Raw genomic sequence first — 26,057 nt, forward strand, 5'->3', positions numbered from 1 at the left:
TTTTTAAATGGTGATTATTCTTGCAGATCCGAGAAGAAACTGTACAGTTTCTCCTGTGTTAATTGCTGTTTTTCTTCACCGGAAACGTCATAGGTAATTTTACCGTCGCTAATGACGATCAGCCGATTGCCGTACTTTAACGCATCATCCAAATGGTGGGTGATCATTAAGCAGGTAAGCTTCTGGGCAGTAATTCGTTCGTTGGTAGCTGCCATCAGCTCCTGAGAAGTTTTCGGATCAAGGGCGGCTGTATGTTCGTCTAACAGTAAGATGTCGGGCTTCTTCAGCGTTGCCATCAAGAAGCTTAGGGCTTGCCGCTGACCGCCAGACAGGCTGCCAGTTGGCGTTGTCAGCCGTTCATCCAAGTCGTTACCCATGCCGCTGGTCATTTGCTTAAACTCAGCCATGTGCTGTTTCAGGTGGCGGGGTTTCAGGTGACGGTGCTCACCTCGTTTAGTGGCTAACAGTAAGTTCTCCGCAACAGTCATCCGCGGTGCAGTCCCTAACTTGGGATCTTGGAAAACCCGGCTCAAGAACCGGGTGCGCCGTTCCTCAGATTCATTGGCAATAGATTGGCCCCGCAGTAAGATATCGCCGGAATCGATGGTTAAATTACCCGCAATAGTGTTGAACAGCGTGGACTTACCAGCACCGTTTGAACCCAAGATCGTGATGAAGTCGCCCTCGTTAATGCTGAGGTTTAAATCTTTCAGTAGGGTGAGTTCTTCAGGTGTGTTGCGGTTAACTTTGGTAACAACGTGACGTAATTCTAAAATTGGTTTAGTCATGAGCGGCAATCCCCCGTTTCCAAACGCGTTTGAGATCGAACATGTCCCGGAAGACTGGTACCATCATGCAAAGGGCTAAAACCACGGATGAGAACAGTTTCAAATCATTTGTGTTAAAGCCTAGTTTCAAGACGATCAGCAGGACAAACCGGTAAAGAATCGACCCTAATGTGACGGCCACTAAACGCTGGTTCATGGTCAGTTCACCAAAGGCGACTTCACCGATAATGATGGAAGCCAGTGCGATCACGATGACCCCGATCCCCATATTAACATCAGCGTAACCGTCGTTTTGCGCGACCAAAGCACCGCCTAAACCGATAACACCGTTAGAGACCATGAGGCCCATGATCTTCATGTTGTCGGTTTTGATTCCTAATGACCGGGCCATTTTTTCGTTATCGCCCGTTGCGATGAAGGCTTGACCGAGGTCGGTTTGCAGGAAGTAAATCAACACTAACGTGAGAATGACGATCACGGTAAAGCCAAGGAAAACACTGTCGAAGTACATTGGTGTGTGTGCAAAGATCGGCAGCTTTAATAGTGACGGCTTATCTAGCAGCGTTAAGTTTGAACGGCCATGCATGATCCGCAGGTTAACCGAATACGCTGCGGTCATGACCAAGATACCGGCCAGCAGAATCGGAATCCGGCCCTTGGTGTATAGCAAGCCAGTTGCTAACCCGCATAACATCCCGACACCGATGGCAATTAAGGTTGCCCAAATCGGGTTGATACCGTTATTGATTGCTGCCACACAGGCCGCTGCTCCCATAGGAAAAGTCCCTTCAACGGTCATATCAGGGAAGTCTAAAATTCTAAAGGTCAGAAATAATCCGAGACCGAGGGTTGCCCATAATAGGCCTTGACCAACGGCAGAAACGCCTAATCCAAATGTCATTTGATGATTTCCCCCTTCTTTTGGGCTTCTTTAACCAGTGAGCCGGGGAAGGTGATCCCCAGTCGCTTAGCTTCTTTCATGTTTAAAATCAGATCACCGTGACGAATGAACTTCACGGGAGTGGTGGCCGGCTTTTTACCCTTTAAGATGGCAGCCGTCATCTTGCCAGTCAAAACGCCAAGCTTGTATTGGTTGATACTGTAAGTTGCTAAGCCGCCGCTTTTAACCATGGTGTCAACGGCTGGAAAAACGGGTACTTTGGCAGCGTTGGAATTTTTGATCAGTGTCTGCATAGCAGAAGCCACCGTGTTATCGGTTGGTACGTAAACCGCGTCCACGTTTTGGACCATTTGCTGTGAGACCTGGTCTACATCATTGGTGTTAGAAATGGAGTAAGCTTTTAACCGGATGTGTTCCTGCGCGCATAATACCTTAAATTGCTTGTACTGAGCAGCAGCTGAATCATCGCTAGAAGTGTAGAAGATGCCTAACGTTTTCATTTTCGGCATGACTTGTTTGATCAAACCAAGCTGTTCTTTTAATGGGGCTTGGTCCGAAACACCGGTGATGTTGTGGCCGGGTCGCTGGTTGTTCTTCACTAAGCCAGCCCCCTGCGGATCGGTAACGGCACCTAAAACGATGGGTATTTTAGACGTTGCGTTTGCTAGAGCTTGAGCTGACGGTGTGGCAATTCCAATAGTAGCGTCAGCGTCTTCGTTAACAAACCGGTTGCTCATGGTCATTAAGTTGCTTTGATCGTTTTGAGCGTTTTGAAAATCAATTTTGATGTTCTTGCCTGGTCGATAGCCCTCCTCCTTTAAACCGTGAATGATACCGTGGTGGATGGCATCTAGGGCCGGGTGAGACATCAGTTGCAAGATACCGACCGTTGGTTTGGCAACCGTAGCTGGTCGGCCAGTTCCGCCTTCACCAACGTAAGCGAAGCCTAGAAAAATAACAATAATAGCGATTAATGCATATAGTCGCTTCATGATTCGATTCCCCAATCTAAATAAAATTATTGAACAAAAAAAGACGACCCCTCACAGAAGTCGTCTAGGAAGCGCGACGTGCAAGGTTAGTCATGCAGCGTCACTCAAAAAACAAAGTAACCGGCATAGACACGTATTGAACATGGTGTTCAAACCGCATCAAATCAGCGGTTCGGTTACCGGGACTGCCAAGGATCAAACTGTTTAGTAGTCCTTGCCAGTTGAATTCCTCCGAACTAGAATATCTCCTATTATAGAGACCGGCACTGGGTTGCGCAAGTATCACTTGTGTTTCATTGTGATTGACCGTCATGTAAAAATAGGTGAAACAAAAGGACCCAACCCCGTAAATGAGGTTGAGTCCCTTCGCGCTTGATGAACTACATTTGTAGTTATCGTGACTATATTATACACCATGCTTTGTAATATAGAAACAAGAATATGTTTTTTTTCATGCTAGATAACGGCCCAGAGATTATTCAGGAAATGCAGTGCAATACTGTATCTGATGTCTTTAAAGTAAAGATACGCACCGGCCAATACCCAGCCCAATGAGGCGTAGAACAGGGTGGTTACTGAAAACGACATCGTGTGCAGATAACCGAAAATCAAGCCGCTGACTAGAACGCCCAAAACGTTGCTGGTCAGCGAGTTTTTTGAAAAGAAGAAGTTGAAAAAGAAACCGCGAAACAGGTATTCTTCAAAGACGGGCGCAATGGCAACACCGTAAGCCATATTCCAAAAGGGCAGTTGCCGTATCTGACCGTTCAAGGCGGACTGATTACTTGGTATGGGCAGCAGGTGGTGGATAATAAGCTGCGACCAGCCAACTTGAACGGCAAGCATTAGCATAAAGAACATCACTAGCTGGCCAATACGGTGGCGATTAAAGGCCCAATGACCCAGCCGTCTGGGATTATATCGTTTAAGTTGTCGCTGGTATAGCCAAGTATAGAGTACTAGTATCGCTGCCGCAGAAATCAGCATGGCACCGATAAACTGATCAGCTAACGGCACGTTTTTGCCGGCGTACTTGGTTGCAAATTCCAGCAGTATGGAATTGGTCAGGTACGCAATGAGTAATAATATAAAAGCGCCGATTCGTAAAGCTTGTCGTCTGATGTAGGACATGGTTCGGCACCCCGTTTCTGTTAATTAAAGTTAATAGGTAATGATCTTAATGAGATTCTGATCTGGATCGCGTACCCACAGTGCGGTTGCCGCACCCTTTGCGCCTTCGTATGGGACGGGCCCATCAGCAATTTCTACCGCGTAATTCGTTAGGTGAGACAGGGTGTTTTCCAAGTCGTCATGGGTCTCTAAAGCTAATTCTGCGCTGCCTGGTGTCACGACGTGAGCGGTGATAACGTCCTTGTCATTGACGGTGCGAAATTCCAAGTGATGGTGACCTAGAAGTAGGCTTGGCTGTTTAGCATCCTTGATGATGGGCAGGTCAAACACTTCGTGATAAAAACGCATTGCGCGCTCAACGTCACTGACAGTTAAAGTCAGGCTATCAATATCTTTAATATTCAACTTTGTCATCCTTTGTTTGGTTTATAGTATGGCAATTATTATACCACAGGACGTCAAAGGCTAATGGCTTTCAATATGATGGCTAATTCGCAAAGTGATAGTGGATAAACAGTTAAATGGCAAAAATTATAAATCAAAATGCAAGCGGAACCATCTCATTCACAAGCGGAATCAGACATATTTCAAATCATGTTTTAGAAACCCCGATATCATGCCGGTTTAGGGCTTGATTTCTTGCTATTAAAAATGTTTCGTGATAATGTAAAGTGTTGTGAAAAATTGAAAATGAACTTAAATTTAGCCGTTAAAGGCTGTTTAAATGATGGTGTTCCGGCAGGCTGGGAGTCGCAGCTAAGGGACTTTTAACAAACGGGTTAGTATCAGGTTTGTTGAAAGTCCCTTAGATATGCTTTAAAGCTTACCGCTGCACACGATTGAAGGAGGTAAATTAAAAAAATGTCTTTACTAGAAGTTGAAAACTTAAGTATGGCCTTTGCTGATAAACAGCTGTACGATGATGCGAGTTTTCAGCTAAATAAGGGTGAGCACATGGGAATCGTGGGCCAAAATGGCGTTGGTAAATCAACGCTGATCAAGGTGCTGACTGGTGATGAATTGCCGCTTTCCGGTTCCGTGAAGTGGCAGCGCGGGGTCCACGTTGGTTACTTGGACCAGTATGCCGATATTCCAGAGGGCATGACGCTGATTGAATTTTTACACACTGCGTTTCAGGACCTGTATGATAAAAACGCCCGCATGACGCAAATGTATACTGATTATGCTGAAACGGCGGATGACAAGTTGTTGGAACGTGCCGGTCGGATTCAAGAAGAACTGGAAGCCAGCAACTTTTACGATATTGAAACTGAAATTGAACGGATCATTACGGGGCTTGGCTTGGATGATATTGGCCGGGACCACGAAGTCGCTCAAATGTCTGGTGGCCAACGGTCTAAAATCATTTTAGCCAAACTGCTGCTGCAAAATCCCGACGTTATTTTACTGGATGAACCGACAAACTACCTGGACGTGGCCCACATTGCCTGGTTAGTTGATTACTTGAACGGTTTTGAAGGTGCGGCCATGATCATCTCCCATGATTATGACTTCCTGGAACAAGTGACTAACTGTATTATTAACGTTGCGTTTGGTAAGATCACCAAGTATCGTGGCAGTTTTAAATCAGCCATGAGACAACGTGCAGAACGTGAAGAAGCACAGCGTAAAGAATACGAAAAACAGCAAGTTAAGATTGAAAAAACCGAAAAATTCATTGCAAAGTTTAAGGCTGGGACGCGTTCTAAACAAGCTAAGTCCCGTGAGAAGCAGCTGTCGCACATGGAGTTGGTGGATCCGCCTTCGAGTAATATCCAAGCAACCTTTAACTTCCCGTATGAAGATACTGGTTCGCAGAACGCGTTAGTCGTTGACCATCTGTCCGTTGGTTATAACCGGCCGTTGCTGAAGCCCGTCACATTTTCTGTGAATACCGGCGAAAAAGTCGGATTTGAAGGGTTTAACGGGGTTGGTAAGTCAACTTTGATCAAAACGATTCTTGGTCTGATCAAATCAAAGGGCGGTTCAGCTCAATTTTCACCATCGGCTAAGGTCAGTTACTTCAGCCAGGACTTGGAATGGGAAAACGATCAGGAGACACCATTGAAGATTATTCAAGCGAAGTACGAAAAGCTGCCCCAAAAGGCCATTCGAACTAAGTTAGCCAAGTGTGGGTTGGACGCCGCTAACGCCATGAAGCCGATCGGTCAGCTTTCTGGTGGTGAACAAACCAAGGTCAAATTAGCCATGATGGAGTTTGAACCAAGTAACTTTTTGATTTTGGATGAACCCACTAACCACTTGGATGAAGAAACCAAGGAAGCGCTAAAAGACGCCATCAATAAATTCCCTGGCAACGCGATCGTCGTCAGCCATGAGGTTAGTTTCTACGACGGTTTAGCTGATAAAGTGCTGAACGTTGAAAAATTAAGTCTTAAGAATCAGTAATAATCTTTTATCATTACCTGAATGTTATCCACTTGAAACATTCACATGCTACAATAATGGTACTAAGTCATGTTTGGAGATTAATTATGAAGCGGGTTTTGCAAATCATTGCTGTTATCATTGCCATCACCGTGCTAGGAATTACGGCCAATCATTTAATGATGCCAGATACGCACGATCAGGCAGCAACGCAAATGACAAAAAGGGCGGCCGCTCCTAAAAAAGCGTCGCCGACTCATATTAACTGGCGTCAGCCTTCTGAGAATAAACCGTATCCTAAGTGGAAGCAGCTGAAGGATCCCTGGGTTCACGTCTCAGTTCAGCAGCAACGGGTTTTCATTATGGATGGTCGCAAGACGGTTTATACCATGTATGCTTCAACTGGTGTTGATAATTCGACGCCGCGCGGGACCTACCACATTCAAGCTGAACGGGGTAAGTTTTTCTATAATGGTGAATCTAAAGAGGGCGCCAAAGATTGGGTGTCATTCAAGGATCACGGCACGTATCTTTTCCACACCGTACCTACTGATCAGTACGGTCACTTTAACGTTAAGGAAGCTGATATGCTGGGACGAACTGCTCATTCCCACGGCTGTGTGAGATTAGCAGTTCCGGATGCTAAGTGGTTCTACGACAACGTTACCTATGGGACTAAAGTTGTGATTAATTAGTGATACCAAAAAAGGCTGACTTTTAAAGTCAGCCTTTTTTGGTCGTTAACTTAAACGAATCGTCCCGGAATGGTCTTCCACCTTGACGTCATATTGCGGCCTATCACCAACTTGACCGATTGCAGCGCCAAGTACTTGAACGCTATAAGTTGCGTTACGGGTAACTTTGACTGTACCTGATTTTGCTTGCAGGTCAAACTTGAACGAATCTTTCATGGGCGTTTGGATTTTCACGGTTCCCGAATGATTAATGACAGTCACGTCACCATTGACGTGCTGCCAATCCAAGAAAAGTGCGCCTGAATGGGCGGTAAATTGACCCTTTCCTGTCAATACATTCCCCTTAATTGTTCCGGAATGGGTACTAATATCAAAGGTGGACTCTACGTTTGATAATTGAATCGTCCCGGTGTGAACATCGAGTTGTAAGCTGTTGCTGGCAAAGTGACGGGCTTTGAATTGACCAGAGTTGATTTGGGCACTTAACGTTTTGATCCAAGCGTGGTTAATTGAAAGACTGCCCGAAGACAGTACCACTTTCGCCTGAAGCTGATTTTTTACATTTTCTATGGATAGGGTACCGGATTTTAGTTCGGCCTCTAAATGGCCCGCAAATTGTGACGGAAGGGCAATTTCAACCGTGGATTTTGGGTGTCGAAACGGGATTAGGTACTGAAACCACCGAGGTGAAGGTGCTTCTATGGACAGCGTATTTTCAAGTGTCTTGATTTGAACCTTGGTGGACGCTAATTTTGGCTGCTGATATTGATGTACATGAATCTGATCATCAGGACTAGCCACCAGGTTAACCTTGGTTTCGTCAGCGTGCATAACAATACGTGTTATCAGATCGGCTGACCAACTTGAATTGGCTGAGCTGTTTTGGCTGATAGCTGGTGATTGAGTACCGCTGATTAATTGCAGTGGTTCCGTTAAATCACCTAGTGAATCAACGGCCAGTTTAACCGCTTGTTCCGGAGTAGTTGCATCGTTGCTATCCAGTAAATCCTGTGCTGCTTCCCGGACATCAGCCGCTACCTCGTTGTAGAAATCACGGCTATCATCGGTTTGCGGATAGTTCGCAAAAATGGGTTTTAAAAAAGTTGAAATCAAGTTGTCATCAATCATGTTTTAACACTCCCGTTGTGAGTTGAGTAATGGTATTTTTAGCGAACTGCCAATCTTTACGGAATTGCGCCAGTTCAGTAATACCAGCTTCAGTAATGTGATAGTACTTTCTTCGGCCACCCTGGGTCTCGGACCCGTAGTAGCTGTCGATTAACCCCTTCTTGCTTAGTCGTCGAAAGACCGTATATAGAGTCGCTTCGTTGATTTCATAGTGACCATCGGAAAGCTCAGCTATTTGCTGAACCATCTGGTAACCATATGAGTCGCCTTGTGACAGAACGTTTAGGATGATACCATCCGTGGCGCCACGGATAAGATCTTTTGAGATATCGGGTCGGATAGTCATGATCCGCCTCCTCTAATTACTATTTGACAAATAATAATTTACAGCATATTACTGTGTGTGTCAATATAATATTCGAGTATTTACGTGAGCCTTCATTTCTAACCGGCAAAAAAAGTCTGGCTACCAATTAACTGGTAGCCAGACTTTTGTATTGATTAATCGTTAAAGTTGTTGTTTTCAACATCGCGGATAAAGGTTGCTAAGTGATCGTAATAAACTGGCGCGTTATCGATCATGTGGTGATGGCCGCCTTCAGGCGTAGTCACTAAGCGGGCGTGCGGAATTTCTTTTGCCATCCGCTTAGCCGTTGAAATCGGCATGGTTTCGTGTTCGCCAAAGGTCAGCAAAGTTGGTACTTTGATCTCCTTCAGGTGCGGTTCAAATTGCCATTCCTTCAGTTTACCAGTGATGACGAATTCGTTGTCACCCTGGAAAGCACCATAAACGGGGCGTGACATGGTTGGAATCAAGTGGGAAATAGCTGCTGGCTTTTTACGATCAACGTAGCCATCATTTAACACGTCTACGTACTTTTGGTACTGTGGGTCATCGTAGTTGTTGGCAGCTTCCTGCTTTTTCATGTAAGCCACAGCATCAGCTGGCAAAGCTTCTTCACGGACTTGGTTGATGTGAGTGACGTATTCGTCAATGTTATCGACCATGGAAGAAATAATGGCACCCTTTAAGTGCTGGCCGTATTTCGCTGCGTACATTTGAACTAATGCACCGCCCCATGATTGACCGATCAGGTAGAAGTGATCCAGACCTAGTTTTTGACGGACTTCTTCAACTTCACCTAAGAAATAGTCGTAAGTTAAGTATTTTTCAGCAATCTTGGGATCACTGTAGTCGGGCTGGTCTGAGTACCATGAGCCCAGTTGGTCGTACATATGAACCTGAACGTTAAGGCCCTGTTTCTTGAGCTGCTGAGCAGTGTCTTCCCAGTATTCATGGTTGCCGCCGGGGCCGCCGTGTAATGCTAATAGGTGAATGTCGCCTTCACCCTGCGTGTTGGTCCACAGATGATAGCCGTTATCTAGCGTAATGATCGTGGTGCCTTGTTTCATGTGAATTACCTCGTTTCAAATTGAAGTTAGTTACCATAATATCACGAAGTCTATAGGTGGGGAAGTTCTAGCCAGCTATTTGCCAGTGATAATGTGTAGGTGATGTTTTGGTTACCACGGACGGTCATGCCAAAGTCGGTGGCATAAACGATCAGTCCCAACTGATGGCCCGCTGCCAGCCGGTAATGAGTCGGCTGCAGTTCCAGCTTGATAGAATAGGTCTGACCTGGCGTAATAGGATCGACTTGGGTTAATGCGTGCCGGTTTTGTAAATTCATGTGGGCTTTTGAAATCAGCTGATAGGATGTTTCCTTTTTAGCGAGTTCATATTCACGTAAGTCTTCTTTGCGAAAATGATTGCCCAGTGCCATAGCCTGTCTGGCCAGCGTGGTTGGCAGCGGGTTAAGTCGCGTAAATTCGCCTGAGTCTACCAGTTCAGCACTAACCAGGCCAATTGATTGGTCGGACGCAGCATCGAGATGCAGGATTGGGCAGCCATCGATAACCAGTTCATTAGTTTGAGCAGATGCTTGGAAAAGCTGACGGTGGCCTTGGAGGGGCGAAGAAGGCTTAACTAAATCGCGCTGCCACCGACCGTTGTCCTTGGCATACAGCTGAAAGGTTGATTTATCCAGTTGATCATTGAACTGAACCGTTTCCTGGCTGGACGTGTCGGTGGAAAGACTATTCGGCGTTAAATGATACTGAGTTGTCTTGTTAGCGGGGTCACCCCAATCCGGATAGGCCTGCCAGTTTTCAGCACTGGTATTATCCTGAATTAAAACGTCGGGCAAGATCTTTTCAGCGTGATTATCCAAATCATAGAGTTCATGGGATAACCAAAGGTTGACCATGTCAGTGAAGTCTAATGAACGGAAATTATTGATGTAAATGTGTGGTCCCTGGTGCAGGATGATTTTATGGTTGATGGGTAAGTCATGAATGGCCCGCCATAGTTTTTCGGCGTTACGCGGTTTAACGTTCCAGTCGTTGAGCCCGTGAACGATCATGACGTCAGCTTTGATTTTTTTAGCGTTTTTACGGTAGTTCCGCGCGTCCCAGAAATCATTGTAGTTGCCGGTACTGCGGTCTTGGCCATTCTTAATGGCGGTTAATTGTTGCTGCCACTTATTCTTGATGCGGTCGTAGTCGCCGGCCTGCTGCTGGCGGGAGAAGGTTTCTTCTGCCAAGACGTCGGCGTCTTCACCAGGGAAGCCACCGGGAGCAATCACCAAGCCGTTTTCACGATAATAGTCGTACCAACTAGAGATCCCAGCCTCACAAATAATCGTTTTGAGGCCGTCCACGCCAGTTGTGGCAGCGGCGGTGGCCAACGTACCGAGATAAGAACGACCGGTCATTGCCACGTGCCGGTTTGACCAGGTTGCGTCAATAGCGACGTTTGCGGTGCGGTTAGTAAAGGCGGTCCGCTTGCCGTTTAACCAGTCGATGATTGCCGTAGTCGACGTTGTTTCTGCCGGATCACCAGTGGTGCGCAACCCGTCAGACTCCTTGGTGCCGATGCCGGCAGCGTAAACCACCGCGAACCCGCGGGCCAGAAAATAATCGTTCAGGCTGTAATCAAAGGTATTGCCGAAACCTTCGTCAGCCTGTTGGGTGCGGCTGTCGACCACCCGTGGATCGGGAACCTTTGCTTGGACCGATCTTTTGCCGCTGAGAGTGTTGGCAGTTGCTGGCTTTTCTGTCAGTGGGACGTTGACATTGTGTGTCAGGGCGTCACCATCGGCATCGTTAGTACCCTGATTATAGGGTGACGCGGTATAAAGCACGGGTACCGGCTGCCGATTCGACTCGGCTGGCCTGGTGATCTCGGCTTTTAGCAGATCACGCAGGCCATCGTGGTCGCTATCTTGCGAAGATTCCACGTAAACGACTTCGTGAATCAGCCGTGAGGTATCGAAGACGGGCTGAGCCTTACCATTGAAAAATAGCGGTTTCGGCAGGTTCTTTAACCGGTGGTAGTAGCCGCGACCGGCTAACTGATCAAGAAAAGTCTGACCAGTAGTGGTATGGGTGATCAGCAGCTGATACCAGGCGTGAATTAAGTCATCGTTAGCTAACGCCTCGTGATCAAATTCGGGCAGGTTAACTTTAGAGGTGATTTTTTCCGGCGCATCGATCTGAAAATCTCGACCGGCTTCAAAACCAAGCAGCTGCAGAATTAGGTTGTCAATATGTAACGGTTTAATGTCATCGCTCATTTGAGTCAGCGAAAGGGCATCTAAATGGTCAGCTGCCAGCAAGTTAGCTATTTTACTATCCGCGGCTTCATGGCTGGTGACTTCCGGGAAACTCTGCTGGAGCAGTCGGCGTAAAAACCGGTGGGGTGTCAGCTGTAAATCAGATTGGCGGACGAACTGAATTTGCTGCAATTCCTTTTTTTCATCGGCTAAAGTTGTTGGTGCAATTGCAAATTGATTGATTTTCATTAAGTAAAACCTCCTGCAGTCGAGTATTGGTTTCATTATAACGCAGGCGGGCTGATAGCCAGGGATGTTTGAGTCATGATACACTAGGAGATGTTAACTGATTGACGCGGACAGAAAGGAACATTCATTTGAACTATATCGGCGAAATTGCCCTTATTTTATTTGCCACCACCATTGCTGGTGCCCTTAGTCAGAGAATCGGGATACCAAGTGTGATCGGCCAGCTGCTGGTCGGCATTTTACTTGGCCCGGCGCTGCTGAACTGGATTCGACCGGGGGAACTATTAACTGCCGGGGCGGAAATCGGCGTGATCATTTTGATGTTCATGGCCGGCTTGGAAAGTGATCTGAAACTGTTAAAGAAGTACTTTAAACCCGCCATTAGTGTTGCCACTCTGGGTGTGATCCTACCGATGGCTTGCTTCTACATTTATGGTGTCGTCATGCATCAAAACTTTGAACGCGCCATTTTCTGGGGTGTGGTTTTTGCCGCTACTTCGGTGTCGATTTCGGTTGAGGTTCTGCGGGAGTTTGGCAAATTAAATACGAAGGAAGGCGCCACTATTCTGGGGGCTGCCGTGGTTGATGACATTATGGCGGTACTGATTTTAAGCATTTTTGTCAGTATGTTTTCCAGCGGCAGCAGCCAGCCTAATTTAGCCCTCAGCATCGTTGAACAAATCGCCTACTTCGTGATGGTTTACGTGGTGATTCGCTGGGTCGCACCGCTTTTGATCCGGTTGTTCGAACGGCTGCCGGTGCCGCAGTCGGTTCCCATCATGTCTTTGATTATTTGTTTGGGGATGGCTTACATTGCGGATCTCACTGGATTAAGCGCCGTTATTGGGGCCTTCTTCGCCGGAATTGCGGTGGCCCAAACCAGTGCCCATGAGGAAGTTGCCACTAATATTAGTCCTATCGGCTACGCCTTTTTTGTACCCATCTTTTTTGTCAGTATCGGGGTGGAAATGCGGTTTGACCATTTCTGGAGTAATATTTTGCTGATTTTGGGAATGACGATCGTTGCCATTTTATCCAAGCTGATTGGCGGCGGACTGGGTGCCAGAATTTTAGGCTTCAGTTTTAACAGTGCTTACGTTGTCGGTGCCGGCATGGTTTCCAGGGGTGAAATGGCACTGATCATTGCTCAAATCGGGTATCAATCCAAACTGTTGGCACCTGAACTCTATTCGGAACTGATCGTGGTCATTATTTTAAGTACGGTGATTGCACCGTTGCTGCTAAAACACGCCATTGCGCGCTTGGAATGAACTTAAACAGACACGAAAAAGCCACAGAAATCATATTCGATTTCTGTGGCTTTTTCGTTTTAGCTATTCGACGTTATCCGGATTATTCAGCCGGCTATGACGCACACCGTAACTGAAGTAAAGGATCAGTCCGAATAAGAACCAGACGCCAGAGGCAATCCAGGTTTCGGCCTGCAGCTGCGTCAGCATGAACATGCATAGCAGCCCAGAAATCACGGGTAATACTGGATAGCCGGGAACTTGGAAACCCTGGTTGTTTTCAATCTCCTTATTGTGGCGAAGGGGAATGATACCAAAGGAGACGAACAGAAAGGCAATTAACGTGCCGATATTAACTAGGTTAGTCAATTGATCCAGAGGGACGAAACCGCCCATGACTGCAATGACAACGGTGATGGTGCGTAAACTGTTGATGGGATTCCCGCGACGGTCTAACTTACCCAAGAACTTAGGCAGCAAGCCGTCACGACCAACCGAATAAATCAGTCGCGAGGAACTGTAGATCATGGTCACCATCATCGTAAACATACCGGCTAACGCACCTAGTGCAATAATACCGGCAGCCCAGTTTTGGTGGACGACCTGCAGGGCAAAGGAAACCGGGTCAGCAACGTTTAACTTGGTGTAGCTGATCATCCCAGTAAGGACAATGGCAACCAGCACGTAAAGCAAAGTTGCAATGATCAAGGTACCAATGATGCCAACGGGCATGTTCTTTTTTGGATTCTTAACTTCCGCTGCGGAACTGGAAACCGCATCGAAACCAAGATAGGCAAAGAAGACGGCTGAAGAACCGGCCAATACACCGTGGAAGCCGAAGGGCATAAAGGGGTGCCAGTTTCCTGGCTTGACGAAGAACGCACCGACAACGACAAACAGTAAAATAATAGCAATTTTCACAAAAACGATAATGTTGTTCAGCCGGACGGAAGATTTCACCCCGTGTGCCAGCATTGAAGAAATGATCAGTACGATGATAATGGCGATCCAGTTACCGTAGGAACCATGGGCAATGTCTAGGGGACCAACGATGGCTGCTGGAATATCAACGCCAAAACCGCTCATAAAGGATTTAAAGTAAGCTCCCCAAGCACTGGACACGGCAGCAACGGCCAGCACGTATTCCAGGATTAAGGCCCAGCCGAGGATCCAGCCGATGATTTCACCATAGACCAAGTTACCATAAGAATAGGCACTCCCAGCGACGGGTAAAGCGGAAGCAAACTCGGCGTAACACATGGCAGCGGTGGAGCAGACCACAGCCGCTAAAACGAAGGATAAAATAATTCCGGGACCGGCCTTAGTAGCGGCCACAGTACCGGGCAGAATAAAGATCCCGGTACCAATGACGGCACCGATTCCAAGGGAGATCAAGTCAACGGCTGACATGGTTTTAATGAACTTCTTGTCCGTTTCCAAGTAGCGGTCAACTTTCTCTCGACGAAATAGACGCGAAACAAATGATGACATATGGGTTCCTCCAAATTAAATATTGAAAAGAATTTTAAGTCTATCTTAACCATGTTGCACTTTAAAAGCAATGCGTCAATTGATGTTAAGGTTGTAAATGAAACATATTTTTTTGAGAAATTTCACTAAAACAGGTATTTCGCAGTTTGTTTGCAACTCTGATTAGGCTAAAATAAGAGGTATTAATATTTTCGGAAGGAATGATTGTAAGATGACAACGGAAGTGGCTAGCGGTGCCGTAGTTTACCGGGTTAAAAAAGGACAACCGGAGTATCTGTTACTTAAAAGTGCAACCAGTAACTTTTGGGGCTTCCCAAAGGGGCACGTCGAGGGCGATGAAAAGCTGGATGAAACAGCGATTCGAGAAATCCGCGAGGAAACCCAGCTGCACGTTCAAATTGATACTCACTATCACGATGAACTGCAGTATGATATGGCCAATGGCAACCACAAGGAAGTCCATTTGTTCACCAGTGAAGTTCCGGCGGATGCTCAGGTAACTAAGCAGGATGTGGAAATCAGCGATTATGGCTGGTTTACGGCAGCTGAAGCGGTTGACCGGCTGACGTACGATAATTTAAAGCAGCTCATGAAGCGGGCACACCAGTATATTTCAGCTAAGATCGCAGCTAAATAGTGGGGGAAATCATGAAACACGTCATTGTCATTACGGGGGCAACGGGAACCGGTAAAACAACGGTGAGTACCTATTTAAAAACCGAATATCAAATTCCACGAATTATTACGCATACGACGCGGCCAATGCGGCCCGGCGAAAAAAACGGGATCGATTATTATTTTGAAACGGATGCCAGCTTTGCCAGCAACCATTACTTAGAATCCGTGACCTATGCGGGTTATCAGTATGGCTCTTCGTATGAAGGGCTGGAGCGGGCGTTTAAGAAATCCGATTTGGTCAGTATCGTCCTGGATACTAAGGGCGCTGAAACTTACTTTCATGAATTAAAGGAGCAAGCGTTTATTTTATTTTTAACGGTGGGCAAAACCGTGATGCTGCACGAACGGCTTAAAGATCGCGGTGACCAGTTGGAGATGATCCGGTCCCGAATTAAAAGTAAGGAATATAGCCGCGATTTGACTCTGCCGGAAGATCTCCGAGGGATCGCTACCGTGATTCAAAACGATGACTGGCAGCAGACACAGGAACGGCTTGATGAGATTGTGTTAGGTTTGCAGACGTCTTCCGTTTAAAAAGCGGTGGACATATGTGTTATTGTTCATATATTTGTGATACACTATCTTAAACGTAATCATTATTATTTAAAGCGTACGTTATCACGTTATAGCTAAAGAGGTGTCATCACATGCAGGCGGAACTTACACAGGCATTAACGGAATTAAAAAAGAACCATTTAAAGGTGACCAAACAGCGTAGAGCACTTTTGAGTTACCTCCTTCAAAATCAAGATCACTACCACGATGTGACCCTTGTTGACGACTATATGAGAAAGCAGTTTCCCGGGATGAGTCACAACACGATTTATCGCAATATCAAAGAATTTGAAGAAGTCGGCATGGTGGAACAGCAGGTTCAAGGAGACCAAGCACGGGTCAAATACCAGTGTGATTTTCGGCACCTTCACCACCACCACTTTATTTGCCAGAACTGCGGTAAGGTCACTGAGCTTAAAGAGTGTCCGCTAGATGCGTTTAAGGCGCAATTGCCGGGTTACGAAATCGTGGGTCATCGAATTGAACTGTATGGCATTTGCCCAGACTGTCAAAAACGGTTAGCAAAGTAATTTCTGTAAACAAACCTTATTCAATATTTAAGGTTTGTTTTGTTGTTTATTAATAATAATTTGAGATACTAGGGACTAATAAGAAGTTCAATTAAGGGAGGCAATTTATCATGGCATATCGGACACCGCCATTTATCACGCCGTTTGCAATTGTTTCAATCGCACTAGCACTTGGTGCGACCAACGTGGTGGTCAACTCAGTCAGTCACGCCCAGGAGGGGAAACCAGCCAGCTCGCAAGTGGTTTCTAATCATTCAATGATCGATTCGACTAAGCAGTCGTCTGATTCTGACAGCAAGTCCTCAGATAAAAAGAATTCTAGCAGCGACAGTTCAAAGAAGGATGCTTCTAGTTCACAGGACAGCGAAAACGACACGAGTACCACGTCTTCCAATCCGCAAACCGCAACAAGCAATGCGAATAAAACCGCTAACAAGTCGAGGTCAGCTGGCAAAGAAACCACGAATAACGGCGGGACGAATAATTCTAAATCAGCTAACGCATCCTCACAAACTAACAATACCCAAACCAATAATGATTCTGGCGGTACTGGTGACACTGGTAATACGGACAATACCAGTGATACTGGTAACACCGATCAGACTTCGGGTCAACAATAAGGAGATGACACCACTTGTTTAGTTTCTTAGATATGATCAATCACTACTTGGGATACGTGAACTTAAACGTCAAACTAAAAAACCGGATTTACACGATTCTTGGTGTTTTAGGTGTCATCTACTTGCTGTACGTTTCGGTACGCTGGATCAAGAACGGCTTTGCACTGCGCGGCAGCCTTATCCTGCTAGTGGGCTTGATCCTTGCTTACTTCTCGATCATGAATATTTTCTACTATTTTACTGATAAGCAGGCGCCGCTAGATATTTCACCAAAGATTGAAAAAGCACTGGGTAAAACGCTGGGCGGAAATGAGCAAGCACATGAAGAAGCTCAATACTCCAGGGAACAACGTGGCAATAGCCTACTAAATGGTGCTAATATTCCGGCGAACGGTTATTTTGATAGTAAAAAGATTTTACCTGGTAAAGTGGCAGTCAGCCCAGATCAAAGTAGTAATATTGCACAATTGGCCAATCAGTTGCAGCAAATGAATTTGATGACGCCTAATTACGGCGGCCTGGGTTCACGTGAACTGGCTCAGCAGCTTAACAAAAATAAAAAGCCGGTTTACGCGATCGGGCTAGGGGTTAATATTCCCTATTTCGAACTTAAGCAGGACGGCCAGCAGATGGTCGTTTATGCCGGAATGAACCAAGCGCAAAAGGCGCCCATGGGCAGAATTACTACGGTGGGACTGCAACCGATCGAAGACGTCTACGATAAGGTGAAACTCTACCTTGCTAACGTCATCCTAGTTGGCGGCCCGTACATGGTGATGGGTAGAAATGAACCCATTGAAAAGCAGGCCCCGTATACAATTCGTGTTCAGTTAGCTTATGAACGGGAAAAGAAGGCTCATACGCATCAAGCGGAGCCGGAGACGGCAAGCCATACTGTTTCACCCGCCAGTTCAGCGACAAATCAGCCAACTTCACGGATGAGACGGTATCATTAGGTTAAAAAGCGTGTTAAAGCACGTGCGGCTTTAAGAACGCAATGTAAAAAACGTCATGCTGATAAACTTTGTCGGCATGACGTTTTTGCGTTAAGTAGCCTTTATTGAGCGATTAATGACATATATGTTTTAATGAAACTCTCATGCTACTAAATGGCCATCTCAAAGAAGTGAATATTCTACCGTTTGATGAAAAAATTATCGCGGTTAATAAGGCCTGATTTAACGCTGTTTGTGTAGGCACACACCCCAATGAGGGGGATAGTGGGCGACTGATTGTTTTGACCCAAGCGTGAATATGGTTTAATATTTAAACTAGAGTTAAAATGAGAAGCGTGTGAAATTAGTCAAATATTTCAGCGCTTTCGAACGTGCGCTTTAATTGAGTGCAACTCACGCGAACCAAATAATAAGTAATTTCCAGCCGTCTAAGCGAGCAGGCTGTATGCCTCTATCAGACCATGCAGCTTGTTCGCTTGTCTTGTTGTAAACTACTTTAGCGTTTGGTCGCTATTTTTTCATAAGGCGGAGGGGAAAAACATGTCAATGATTGAATTTCATAATGTTCAAAAGTACTACGGCGATTTCCATGCTTTGCATGACATTAACCTAACCATTGATGCTGGAGAAACTGTGGTGCTGATTGGCCCATCAGGCTCTGGTAAATCAACTTTGATTCGAACAGTCAACGGGCTGGAGCGGATTCAGGAAGGCAAACTGATCGTTAACGGTCAAGATTTGGCGGACCGAAAAACGGATATGAACCGGATTCGTAAGAACGTTGGAATGGTGTTCCAACACTTTAATTTATATGCGAATAAAACGATTTTGGAAAATATCATGCTGGCGCCTCGGCTGGTTTTGAAGCGGCCAGAAGAAGAGAATAAAAAGATTGCTATGAACATGCTGGATCGGGTCGGCTTGGCTGATCAAGCACCCAAGATGCCTGCACAGCTTTCTGGTGGGCAGCAGCAACGGATTGCCATTGCCCGTTCACTGGCCATGAAGCCTAAAGCACTGCTATTTGATGAACCAACCAGCGCGTTGGATCCAGAAATGATTGATGATGTCCTAAACGTCATGAAAGACATCGCCCGTGACTCTTCAATGACCATGTTAGTGGTGACCCACGAAATGGGCTTCGCCCGCGAAGTGGCTAACCGGGTTATTTTCATGGCGGATGGCCGCATTCTTGAAGATGATAGTAAAGAGAAGTTCTTTGATGGGCAGCCAAGTAACGAACGTGCCCGTCAATTCTTAAGCAAGATTATCACTCATTAAAAGTCAGGAGATGGGAGCATGAAGAAATTTTTCCGATTGGTCAGCGTTATCATCTCTAGTCTTGCATTAGTACTTGTATTGACTGCCTGCGGATCAAAATCGCTGGCAGATCAAAACGTGGTGACACGTGCTAAGCGGACCAATACGATTACTTGGGGTGTTAAAGCTGATACGAAACTGTTTGGTTTAATGGACGTGAAAGATAGTCACATCAAGGGCTTTGAAGTCGATATGGCAAGGGCGCTCACTAAGCAGATTTTAGGACCCAAAGGGAAGGCCGAGTTTGTTCAAGTAACAAGTTCTACCCGGGTACCATTACTGAAAAACGGGAACATTGATGCCATTATGGCAACGATGACCATTACACCAGAGCGGTTAAAGCAGGTCGACTTTTCTCGGTCGTACTTTGATGCCGGACAATCCTTGCTGGTTAAGAAGGGCAGTCCAATCAAAAACGTGCGGGACCTAAACAAGAAAGGTGCTACCGTTTTGGGCGTGGTTGGTTCTAACTCCGTTCAAAACGTGGCTAAATTTGCTCCGAAGGCCAAGGTGCTGCAACTTTCTGATTACGCCCAGGCCATGACGGCTTTGAAGTCGGGCCAAGGTGAAGCACTGACTACTGATAACGGTATCTTAGCCGGGATGTCAGTGGAAAACCCCGGTTATGTTCTAACCGGCGGGGCCTTTACGAAGGAACCTTACGGGATCGCTATCAATAAAAATCAACCCGAGTTTAAACACGATCTTAACCGTGCTTTAACGAAGGTTGAACAGAGCGGTCAGTATAACCGGATTCTGAAGAAGTGGTTTGGTAACGTACCAGGCATGAACGTGAAGGAGATGGAACGATGATAGCTATTTTTCATAATTACGGCAGTCTGTTGCTCCAAGGATTTGGTCAAACCCTCCTTTGCAGTGTGATTGCGTTGATTTTCAGTCTGGTGATTGGATCAATGTTTGCCATTTTTGAAACCACACCAATTAAGTTCCTGCGGGTCATTGCCCGAATCTACATTGAAGTTTTCCGGAATATCCCGTTACTGGTAATCACCATGTTTTTCTACGTGGTAATTCCCATGTTTGTGACGAAGATCAACGGATTCACCGCCGGGACGATTGGATTGACTATTTACACGTCAGCTTTTATTGCTGAAACGGTGCGTTCCGGGATCAATTCAGTGGATCCTGGTCAAATGGAAGGGGCCCGCGCCAATGGGTTATCCTGGTGGCAGTCAATGCAGCACATTGTTTTGCCGCAGGCCTTTCGTTACGTTATTCCGCCACTGGGCAACCAGTTTATTAACTTAGTTAAAAACTCCTCAGTCTTAGCCTTCGTGGCTGGATTTGACCTGATGTATCAAGGTAACGTCATTGCCTCAGATTCCCTGAATACCATGAGCACTTACATCTGTATTGGTATTTTATATCTGATCATCACGTTGCCGCTGAGTTATTGGATGCGTTATCTCGAAAAGAAATTAGCCTAGGGGGGTGCAGTCATGAAAGACTTTATTAACGCATATTCATGGATCAACATCCATTACTTACTTCAGGGCCTTTGGATTACGGTGGCTGTATCTTTGGTGTCCATTGTTGGCAGCTACGTCTTAGGCTCAATTTTAGGCATTGTCCGTTACGTCAACATTAAGGTGATCTCTCCAGTTGTGGGTTTGTTTATCGATATTATTCGTAACCTGCCATTACTGCTGATTATTTTCTTTACGTACTTTGGGTTACCCAACCTGGGTCTTCGGCCAAGCAGTGTTTGGGCAACGATTTTAGCGATGACCGTCTTTGAATCAACGATGATCGCTGAAATCGTCCGATCTGGGATTGCGGCTGTTGATCCCGGCCAAATGGAGGGTGCTAGAGCTAACGGGTTATCTTACGGGCAGGCAATGTACCACATTGTTTTACCGCAGGCGATGAAAAAAATGATTCCAGCGCTGGTCAGTCAATTTATTTCACTGATCAAGGATACCTCACTGGCTACGATTATCGTGCTGCCGGATTTGATGCATAATGCGCAGATCGTTTACGGCCAGAATTCAACTTATATCCTGCCAATGTTCTTGATGATTGCCGTGATGTACTTTATCGTATGTTACGCGTTGTCGCTGTTATCACGTTCGTTGGATAGAAGGATGAGTTAATTTTCAGAGAGTGTGAACCAAGTTGCTTAGAGACTGAAGCAGAACGGCACCCCACCATAAATCCCGAACTTGGATTTGTGGTGGGGTGCCGTTCTGTGCAGGTCTCTGGCTTGGTGAGCACGTTTAGTAACAGAGAGTGTGAAAACAAGCGTTTAAAGAGTGGAGTCTAAGGGCGCGCAACGGAAATCCCCTGAACTTGGGGATTTTTGTTGTGTGCCCTTAGATGCAACTCTTTGCTTGTTTGAGCACGTTTACAGCCAATACAAAAAGAGCCGCCATCCCAATGTCTTTGTTGAGGTGACGGCTCTTTAGTGTTGAAATTACTGTTCCAAAACGTATTTTTCAAAACGTTTATAATCAACGTTAGTGACTTCAGCTTCGATCTTCGTCCCGTTTTCCAGGTAATCCGTTGATTTGACGCTGGCGTGTTCGTTTAAATACGAAACGACATCGCCCTTTTCGAACGGAATCAGGAAGGTTGCGGTGACGTAGTTCTTGAAGACTTTTTCGCGAATGACTTGAACCAGCAAGTCGATGGACGCAGGATCTTTGGCGGAGACAACGATTTCGTCGCCAGCGCGGGACGGATACTCGTTATCCGTTAAATCAGCTTTGTTGTAAACGGTGATCATTGGCAGATCAGGGACACCAATTTCCGTTAAGGTTTTTTTAGTTGTCGACATCATATCGATCCGGTTGGGACTGGAATAGTCAACGACTTGAATCAGTAGATCAGCATTGGCGGCCTCGTATAGAGTTGATTTGAAGGCTTCCACCAGGGTGGTCGGTAATTGCGAAACAAAGCCGACCGTATCACTGAGCAGCAGTTTCTTTGAATCATCAAACTGTAATTGGCGGACGCTGGTATCCAAAGTCGCAAAGAGCATGTTCTTGACCATGACTTGCTTGTCTTCATTCATGCCGTACCGTTTGATCAGTTCATTCATGATGGTTGACTTGCCGGCGTTGGTGTAACCGATCAATGCAACGTTAGGCAACTGGATTTTTTCGCGTTGCTGGCGTTTAACTTCAGCTGACTTATCAACGTCTTTGAGTTCGTGACGGACATGGTTGATCTGCCGCTGAACGGTCCGCCGGTTTAATTCGATCTGGGCTTCACCGGCACCACGGTTGGTGAAACCGCCACCGGAACTAGTCCCAGTTTGTTGGTCTAACCGCTGATTCATCGCGGTATGCAAACGTGGCATCTGGTACTGCAGTTTAGCCAATTGAACTTGCAGCTTAGCTTCCCGACTTTGGGCCCGGTTGGCAAAAATTGCCAGGATCAAACCGGTTCGATCCATGACGGGCACCTTGACGATTTTTTCCAAGTTTCTGATTTGACTGGGTGTCAGCTCATCGTTTGCGACCACGATTTCGGCACCCGTATCAACGACAATATCACGTAGTTCTTCAACTTTACCAGTTCCAAAATAGGTTCCGGCAACTGGCTGACTCAGATTTTGTACGGTGGTTTCTACCACTTTCATGTTATTGGCTTCTGACAATGCCTTTAACTCTTCCATGGCATAATCAAAGTTATAGCGTCCTGTATTAAGGCCAATGTTAATGACCGGCACAAGTTCGCTGTTATCCATGTTGTCACCATCCTTAATTGTTTAGCCCCAGTATAACATACGCTATCAGGCAGAGCGTGTGATATCAGGCAGGTGATAATTGCTTTTGCACAATTGATTTTTATGTGGTGACAGTTTACAATTAAAAGTGTTTTTTACGTCTCCTAAGAAGGAAACTTTTAAGGAAAATAATTTAGGAAAAACGGTTGATTGAACGAAAAGATATTCTAATGAGCGAAAATATATACAGCCCTTTACGACTAATATTCCCGTGGTTCACTGTGTTAGCTGTACAAAATGATAAAGTCGCATTGATTTTAATGCTTTTCTAATATACAATGTATCCACGAATTCGTTACTACATATTCTTGCACGTTTATCCGATATTTGAGGGAGTGAAATGGCTATGAAGTTGAGCAGAACTTTGGCGTTAGGGGCTGTTTCGGGGACTTCTTTGCTATTATTAGGGGCGTGCGGCTCAAAAAATAGTCAGCACTTGGCCAGCAATCAGACATTGCACTGGGTGGTGACAGCCAATTTACCCACCATGGATCCGTCAAAATCAACGGATGTTGTTAGTGATGGCGTTTTAAATAACGTTGACGAGGGCCTGCTTAGAATCGGACAGAACTCGAAACTGCGGCCCGGAGTTGCCAACGCGTATCACGTTTCCAAAAATGGTAAAATCTGGACGTTTGATCTGCGTCATTCTAAATGGAGCAACGGCGCACCTGTCACCGCCAACGACTTTGTTTATGGTTGGAGACGAACAGTCAAGCCAAGTACGGCGTCACAGTTTGCTTACCTGTATAATCACGTTAAAAACTATCGAGCCGTCAATCAGGGCAAAAAGGCACCTGCTAAACTTGGTGTTAAGGCCCGCGGTAAGTATCAGTTAGTTGTAACGCTGTTACGGCCACAGCGCTATTTTAAGTACCTCGTGGCGTCACAGGCGTTTCTGCCGCAGAATCGGCAAGAAGTTCAGCGTTATGCTTCAAAGTACGCTACCAATTCTCGTAGAGCAGTTTATAACGGGCCGTTTAAACTGACCGGCTGGAACGGGACTAATGATGACTGGACGCTAGCCAAGAACCAGCAATACTGGAACGCGAAAGCCACTAAGCTTAAAGCAGTGAAATACCAGGTGATCAAGGACCAGGGAACTTGGCTAAGTCAGTATCAAAGCGGTAAAGTCGATGAATTGATCACCGACGGGCCGCAGTACCGGGAATTGAAAAATTCACCCGATATGCATGTCCGCAATTCAGCATCCATGTTTTACCTGGAATTTAATCAGCGCGACGGTTTCTTTAAGCATAATCTTTATGCACGCCGAGCGATTTCGCTGGCAATCGATAAACGGTCGTTTACGCATAATATTTTAGCGGACGGTTCTCAGCCGCCGAAGGGCTTAGTCCCAACCAAGCTAGCCAAGAAGGACAGCATCGACTTTGCCAATGCAGCCTACGTTAAGTCAGGGACGACTTACAACGTGAAACGGGCCCGTGTACTGTGGCAAAAAGCCTTGCGGCAGTCTGGCCGGTCCAGTGTAACGTTGAACCTGCTGGCAGATGACACGCCGAATGGCAAGCGGACGGTTGAATTTGTTCAGAGTCAAATGGCGGAGCTGCCTGGGTTGAAGCTGACGACCACGACCGTACCCTTTAACGTGCGGCTTGACCGTTCCACACAGGGAAATTTTGATATGGTCGTTGGCGGCTGGATCGCTGATTTTCCGGATCCGATTTCGTTTAGCGCGTTGTTTACTTCCAATAATGCGTATAATCGCGGACAGTGGAAAAATCGGGCTTATGATACGGCCGTTAAAAACGCTGAGGGTCAGGATGCAAATGATCCGGATGCCCGCTGGAACGATTTAGTTAGCGCTGAAAAAACGTTGATGCAGCAGCAGGGTATCGTGCCGTTATACCAGCCGACTCAAGCGCAGATGATCAAACCGTATGTTCATGGGTTGCAATACTTCCCAACGGGCGCTCAATGGGATTTCAGTCGGGCGTATATTGTTCATCATAAATAATAATCGTGTTGTTTAAACCATTGACGAAGTTGGGCTTCACTCCCAGCTTTGTTTTCAAATTGTTAAGTAAAAGAGCATTAATAATAGTAAGCAGAATGAGGGGTATTTTCATGGCGAAATATTTATTAAAGCGGATTTTTTATCTGCTGTTAACTTTATTCATCGTCATCACCGTGACGTTTTTCCTAATGAAATTATTGCCGGGGACGCCACTGCAAAACCAACAAAAGTTGTCGCCAGCAGAGCAGCACCTGATTTTAAAACAGTACGGGTTAACGAAACCCATCTGGCAGCAATATTTGACTTACGTTGTCGGTGTCTTCCAGGGTAACTTTGGGACTTCCTTCCAGTTCAGTGATCAGCCGGTTTCCTACTTGATTTCAAGTCGAATTGGACCGTCTTTGCTGCTGGGAACGCAAGCCATGATCATTGGTGTGATTCCAGGAATCCTGGTAGGTGCTTTAGGCGCCATCAAGAAAAACACCTGGATTGATACTACTGCCACCATCGTTTCGATCCTCGGGATCTCAATTCCAAGTTTCGTGCTGGCGGTTTTGCTGCAGTACTTTGTCGGTTTAAAGCTGCACTGGTTCCCAATTGCTGACTGGGGCGGCTTTGCTTACACCGTTTTGCCAACCCTTGCGCTGGCCGCGTCACCGTTTGCGGATACGGCGCGGTTTACCCGAACGGAAATGGTGGACGTATTGAATTCCGACTACATTGAACTGGCTAGGGCTAAAGGGCTCAGTAAGTGGGGCGTGATTTATCACCACGCACTGCGAAACAGTTTGATCCCGGTGGTCACAATCATTGGACCACTGGCGGTCAACATTATGACCGGTTCCATGGTGATTGAAAACATTTTCTCAATTCCCGGTATTGGTGAACAATTTGTTAAGTCGATCCTGACCAACGATTATCCAACCATCATGGCGGTCACCATTGTCTACAGTGTCATGTTGATGGTGGTGCTGCTGATCACCGATATCGTATACGGAATTATCGATCCGCGAATTCGGCTTTCCGGCAAAAGTAATTAATG

Annotated in this window: 25 protein-coding genes; 14 read left to right on the forward strand and 11 right to left on the reverse strand. The window is 46.1% G+C overall.

Annotated features, from left to right (window positions below):
- Positions 1–14 precede the first annotated feature (14 nt).
- The 5 genes from CES81_RS00635 to CES81_RS00655 form a co-directional block, all read right to left on the reverse strand.
- Positions 15–788, reverse strand: a complete 774-nt coding sequence (locus CES81_RS00635) for an ABC transporter ATP-binding protein (RefSeq protein ID WP_089120272.1) — start codon at positions 786–788, stop codon at positions 15–17.
- Complete coding sequence (locus tag CES81_RS00640) at positions 781–1,689, reverse strand: ABC transporter permease (protein WP_089120273.1); 909 nt, start codon at positions 1,687–1,689, stop codon at positions 781–783. Before CES81_RS00640 ends, CES81_RS00635 begins: the two co-directional genes overlap by 8 nt.
- The gene (trpX, locus tag CES81_RS00645; protein ID WP_089089109.1) at positions 1,686–2,681 is read right to left on the reverse strand and encodes a tryptophan ABC transporter substrate-binding protein; all 996 of its coding nucleotides are present in this window, start codon (positions 2,679–2,681) and stop codon (positions 1,686–1,688) included. The genes CES81_RS00640 and trpX overlap by 4 nt, the downstream gene beginning before the upstream one ends.
- 456 nt (positions 2,682–3,137) lie before the next feature.
- Positions 3,138–3,812 (reverse strand): CPBP family intramembrane glutamic endopeptidase, encoded by a 675-nt coding sequence (locus CES81_RS00650; protein WP_089120274.1) that lies wholly within the window; start codon positions 3,810–3,812, stop codon positions 3,138–3,140.
- Between the two features lie 30 nt (positions 3,813–3,842).
- Positions 3,843–4,226, reverse strand: a complete 384-nt coding sequence (locus CES81_RS00655; RefSeq protein ID WP_439951261.1) for a VOC family protein — start codon at positions 4,224–4,226, stop codon at positions 3,843–3,845.
- A gap of 447 nt (positions 4,227–4,673) precedes the next feature.
- Here CES81_RS00655 and CES81_RS00660 point away from each other — a divergent pair, with 447 nt between their 5' ends.
- Entirely contained in the window at positions 4,674–6,221 is a 1,548-nt protein-coding gene (locus CES81_RS00660; RefSeq protein WP_089120275.1) for an ABC-F family ATP-binding cassette domain-containing protein, read from the forward strand.
- Between the two features lie 86 nt (positions 6,222–6,307).
- Positions 6,308–6,895, forward strand: coding sequence for a L,D-transpeptidase (locus tag CES81_RS00665; protein ID WP_089120276.1), 588 nt, complete (start codon positions 6,308–6,310; stop codon positions 6,893–6,895).
- 45 nt (positions 6,896–6,940) lie between these two features.
- On the opposite strand, the gene CES81_RS00670 is transcribed toward CES81_RS00665, so the two are convergent.
- From CES81_RS00670 to CES81_RS00685, 4 genes are all read right to left on the reverse strand, one after another.
- Entirely contained in the window at positions 6,941–8,023 is a 1,083-nt protein-coding gene (locus CES81_RS00670) for a DUF4097 family beta strand repeat-containing protein (RefSeq protein ID WP_089120277.1), read from the reverse strand.
- A complete protein-coding gene (locus tag CES81_RS00675; protein ID WP_089120278.1) occupies positions 8,016–8,369 on the reverse strand; it encodes a PadR family transcriptional regulator in 354 nt (117 codons plus the stop codon). Before CES81_RS00675 ends, CES81_RS00670 begins: the two co-directional genes overlap by 8 nt.
- A gap of 155 nt (positions 8,370–8,524) precedes the next feature.
- Positions 8,525–9,436, reverse strand: coding sequence for a proline-specific peptidase family protein (locus CES81_RS00680; protein ID WP_089120279.1), 912 nt, complete (start codon positions 9,434–9,436; stop codon positions 8,525–8,527).
- A gap of 50 nt (positions 9,437–9,486) precedes the next feature.
- Entirely contained in the window at positions 9,487–11,886 is a 2,400-nt protein-coding gene (locus tag CES81_RS00685; RefSeq protein WP_089120280.1) for a Xaa-Pro dipeptidyl-peptidase, read from the reverse strand.
- Positions 11,887–12,014: 128 nt separating this feature from the next.
- On the opposite strand from CES81_RS00685, the gene CES81_RS00690 reads away from it, so the two are divergent.
- Positions 12,015–13,157 carry a cation:proton antiporter gene (locus CES81_RS00690; RefSeq protein WP_089120345.1) on the forward strand — a complete coding sequence of 381 codons (1,143 nt, stop codon included), beginning with the start codon at positions 12,015–12,017 and terminating at the stop codon, positions 13,155–13,157.
- Between the two features lie 63 nt (positions 13,158–13,220).
- Here CES81_RS00690 and CES81_RS00695 read toward each other — a convergent pair whose 3' ends face one another.
- Positions 13,221–14,627, reverse strand: a complete 1,407-nt coding sequence (locus tag CES81_RS00695) for an amino acid permease (protein ID WP_089120281.1) — start codon at positions 14,625–14,627, stop codon at positions 13,221–13,223.
- A 211-nt stretch (positions 14,628–14,838) separates the two neighbouring features.
- On the opposite strand from CES81_RS00695, the gene CES81_RS00700 reads away from it, so the two are divergent.
- The 9 genes from CES81_RS00700 (at position 14,839) to CES81_RS00740 (ending at position 21,400) form a co-directional block, all read left to right on the forward strand.
- Positions 14,839–15,264 (forward strand): bis(5'-nucleosyl)-tetraphosphatase, encoded by a 426-nt coding sequence (locus tag CES81_RS00700; RefSeq protein ID WP_089089117.1) that lies wholly within the window; start codon positions 14,839–14,841, stop codon positions 15,262–15,264.
- An 11-nt stretch (positions 15,265–15,275) separates the two neighbouring features.
- Positions 15,276–15,839, forward strand: coding sequence for a nucleoside/nucleotide kinase family protein (locus CES81_RS00705; protein ID WP_089089118.1), 564 nt, complete (start codon positions 15,276–15,278; stop codon positions 15,837–15,839).
- A 113-nt stretch (positions 15,840–15,952) separates the two neighbouring features.
- Positions 15,953–16,390 (forward strand): Fur family transcriptional regulator, encoded by a 438-nt coding sequence (locus CES81_RS00710; RefSeq protein ID WP_089120282.1) that lies wholly within the window; start codon positions 15,953–15,955, stop codon positions 16,388–16,390.
- Between the two features lie 110 nt (positions 16,391–16,500).
- The gene (locus CES81_RS00715; protein ID WP_089120283.1) at positions 16,501–17,010 is read left to right on the forward strand and encodes a hypothetical protein; all 510 of its coding nucleotides are present in this window, start codon (positions 16,501–16,503) and stop codon (positions 17,008–17,010) included.
- Positions 17,011–17,024: 14 nt separating this feature from the next.
- Positions 17,025–17,966, forward strand: a complete 942-nt coding sequence (locus CES81_RS00720; protein ID WP_089120284.1) for a DUF6681 family protein — start codon at positions 17,025–17,027, stop codon at positions 17,964–17,966.
- Between the two features lie 540 nt (positions 17,967–18,506).
- Positions 18,507–19,247 carry an amino acid ABC transporter ATP-binding protein gene (locus tag CES81_RS00725; RefSeq protein ID WP_089089122.1) on the forward strand — a complete coding sequence of 247 codons (741 nt, stop codon included), beginning with the start codon at positions 18,507–18,509 and terminating at the stop codon, positions 19,245–19,247.
- Positions 19,248–19,265: 18 nt separating this feature from the next.
- Positions 19,266–20,099, forward strand: a complete 834-nt coding sequence (locus tag CES81_RS00730) for a transporter substrate-binding domain-containing protein (RefSeq protein ID WP_089089123.1) — start codon at positions 19,266–19,268, stop codon at positions 20,097–20,099.
- Entirely contained in the window at positions 20,096–20,734 is a 639-nt protein-coding gene (locus tag CES81_RS00735; RefSeq protein WP_089089124.1) for an amino acid ABC transporter permease, read from the forward strand. The genes CES81_RS00730 and CES81_RS00735 overlap by 4 nt, the downstream gene beginning before the upstream one ends.
- Before the next feature lie 12 nt (positions 20,735–20,746).
- Positions 20,747–21,400 carry an amino acid ABC transporter permease gene (locus tag CES81_RS00740; protein WP_089089125.1) on the forward strand — a complete coding sequence of 218 codons (654 nt, stop codon included), beginning with the start codon at positions 20,747–20,749 and terminating at the stop codon, positions 21,398–21,400.
- Between the two features lie 320 nt (positions 21,401–21,720).
- Here the strand turns inward: CES81_RS00740 and hflX are convergent, their stop codons facing one another.
- On the reverse strand, positions 21,721–22,998 hold the full coding sequence (gene hflX, locus CES81_RS00745; protein WP_089120285.1) for a GTPase HflX: 1,278 nt from the start codon (positions 22,996–22,998) through the stop codon (positions 21,721–21,723).
- A 385-nt stretch (positions 22,999–23,383) separates the two neighbouring features.
- On the opposite strand from hflX, the gene CES81_RS00750 reads away from it, so the two are divergent.
- Together CES81_RS00750 and opp3b are read left to right on the forward strand one after the other, a co-directional pair.
- On the forward strand, positions 23,384–25,015 hold the full coding sequence (locus CES81_RS00750) for a peptide ABC transporter substrate-binding protein (RefSeq protein ID WP_089120346.1): 1,632 nt from the start codon (positions 23,384–23,386) through the stop codon (positions 25,013–25,015).
- Positions 25,016–25,125: 110 nt separating this feature from the next.
- Complete coding sequence (gene opp3b, locus CES81_RS00755) at positions 25,126–26,055, forward strand: oligopeptide ABC transporter permease (RefSeq protein WP_089120286.1); 930 nt, start codon at positions 25,126–25,128, stop codon at positions 26,053–26,055.
- Positions 26,056–26,057 lie beyond the last annotated feature (2 nt).

It is taken from the genome of Secundilactobacillus pentosiphilus (assembly GCF_002217985.1).
Lineage (GTDB): Bacteria > Bacillota > Bacilli > Lactobacillales > Lactobacillaceae > Secundilactobacillus > Secundilactobacillus pentosiphilus.

Coding starts and splice junctions, on each gene's coding strand:
- CES81_RS00635 (WP_089120272.1), bottom strand. CDS start 788: ATGACTAAACCAATTTTAGAATTACGTCACGTTGTTACCAAAGTTAAC.
- CES81_RS00640 (WP_089120273.1), bottom strand. CDS start 1,689: ATGACATTTGGATTAGGCGTTTCTGCCGTTGGTCAAGGCCTATTATGG.
- trpX (WP_089089109.1), bottom strand. CDS start 2,681: ATGAAGCGACTATATGCATTAATCGCTATTATTGTTATTTTTCTAGGC.
- CES81_RS00650 (WP_089120274.1), bottom strand. CDS start 3,812: ATGTCCTACATCAGACGACAAGCTTTACGAATCGGCGCTTTTATATTA.
- CES81_RS00655 (WP_439951261.1), bottom strand. CDS start 4,226: ATGACAAAGTTGAATATTAAAGATATTGATAGCCTGACTTTAACTGTC.
- CES81_RS00660 (WP_089120275.1), top strand. CDS start 4,674: ATGTCTTTACTAGAAGTTGAAAACTTAAGTATGGCCTTTGCTGATAAA.
- CES81_RS00665 (WP_089120276.1), top strand. CDS start 6,308: ATGAAGCGGGTTTTGCAAATCATTGCTGTTATCATTGCCATCACCGTG.
- CES81_RS00670 (WP_089120277.1), bottom strand. CDS start 8,023: ATGATTGATGACAACTTGATTTCAACTTTTTTAAAACCCATTTTTGCG.
- CES81_RS00675 (WP_089120278.1), bottom strand. CDS start 8,369: ATGACTATCCGACCCGATATCTCAAAAGATCTTATCCGTGGCGCCACG.
- CES81_RS00680 (WP_089120279.1), bottom strand. CDS start 9,436: ATGAAACAAGGCACCACGATCATTACGCTAGATAACGGCTATCATCTG.
- CES81_RS00685 (WP_089120280.1), bottom strand. CDS start 11,886: ATGAAAATCAATCAATTTGCAATTGCACCAACAACTTTAGCCGATGAA.
- CES81_RS00695 (WP_089120281.1), bottom strand. CDS start 14,627: ATGTCATCATTTGTTTCGCGTCTATTTCGTCGAGAGAAAGTTGACCGC.
- CES81_RS00700 (WP_089089117.1), top strand. CDS start 14,839: ATGACAACGGAAGTGGCTAGCGGTGCCGTAGTTTACCGGGTTAAAAAA.
- CES81_RS00705 (WP_089089118.1), top strand. CDS start 15,276: ATGAAACACGTCATTGTCATTACGGGGGCAACGGGAACCGGTAAAACA.
- CES81_RS00710 (WP_089120282.1), top strand. CDS start 15,953: ATGCAGGCGGAACTTACACAGGCATTAACGGAATTAAAAAAGAACCAT.
- CES81_RS00715 (WP_089120283.1), top strand. CDS start 16,501: ATGGCATATCGGACACCGCCATTTATCACGCCGTTTGCAATTGTTTCA.
- CES81_RS00725 (WP_089089122.1), top strand. CDS start 18,507: ATGTCAATGATTGAATTTCATAATGTTCAAAAGTACTACGGCGATTTC.
- CES81_RS00730 (WP_089089123.1), top strand. CDS start 19,266: ATGAAGAAATTTTTCCGATTGGTCAGCGTTATCATCTCTAGTCTTGCA.
- CES81_RS00735 (WP_089089124.1), top strand. CDS start 20,096: ATGATAGCTATTTTTCATAATTACGGCAGTCTGTTGCTCCAAGGATTT.
- CES81_RS00740 (WP_089089125.1), top strand. CDS start 20,747: ATGAAAGACTTTATTAACGCATATTCATGGATCAACATCCATTACTTA.
- hflX (WP_089120285.1), bottom strand. CDS start 22,998: ATGGATAACAGCGAACTTGTGCCGGTCATTAACATTGGCCTTAATACA.
- CES81_RS00750 (WP_089120346.1), top strand. CDS start 23,384: ATGAAGTTGAGCAGAACTTTGGCGTTAGGGGCTGTTTCGGGGACTTCT.
- opp3b (WP_089120286.1), top strand. CDS start 25,126: ATGGCGAAATATTTATTAAAGCGGATTTTTTATCTGCTGTTAACTTTA.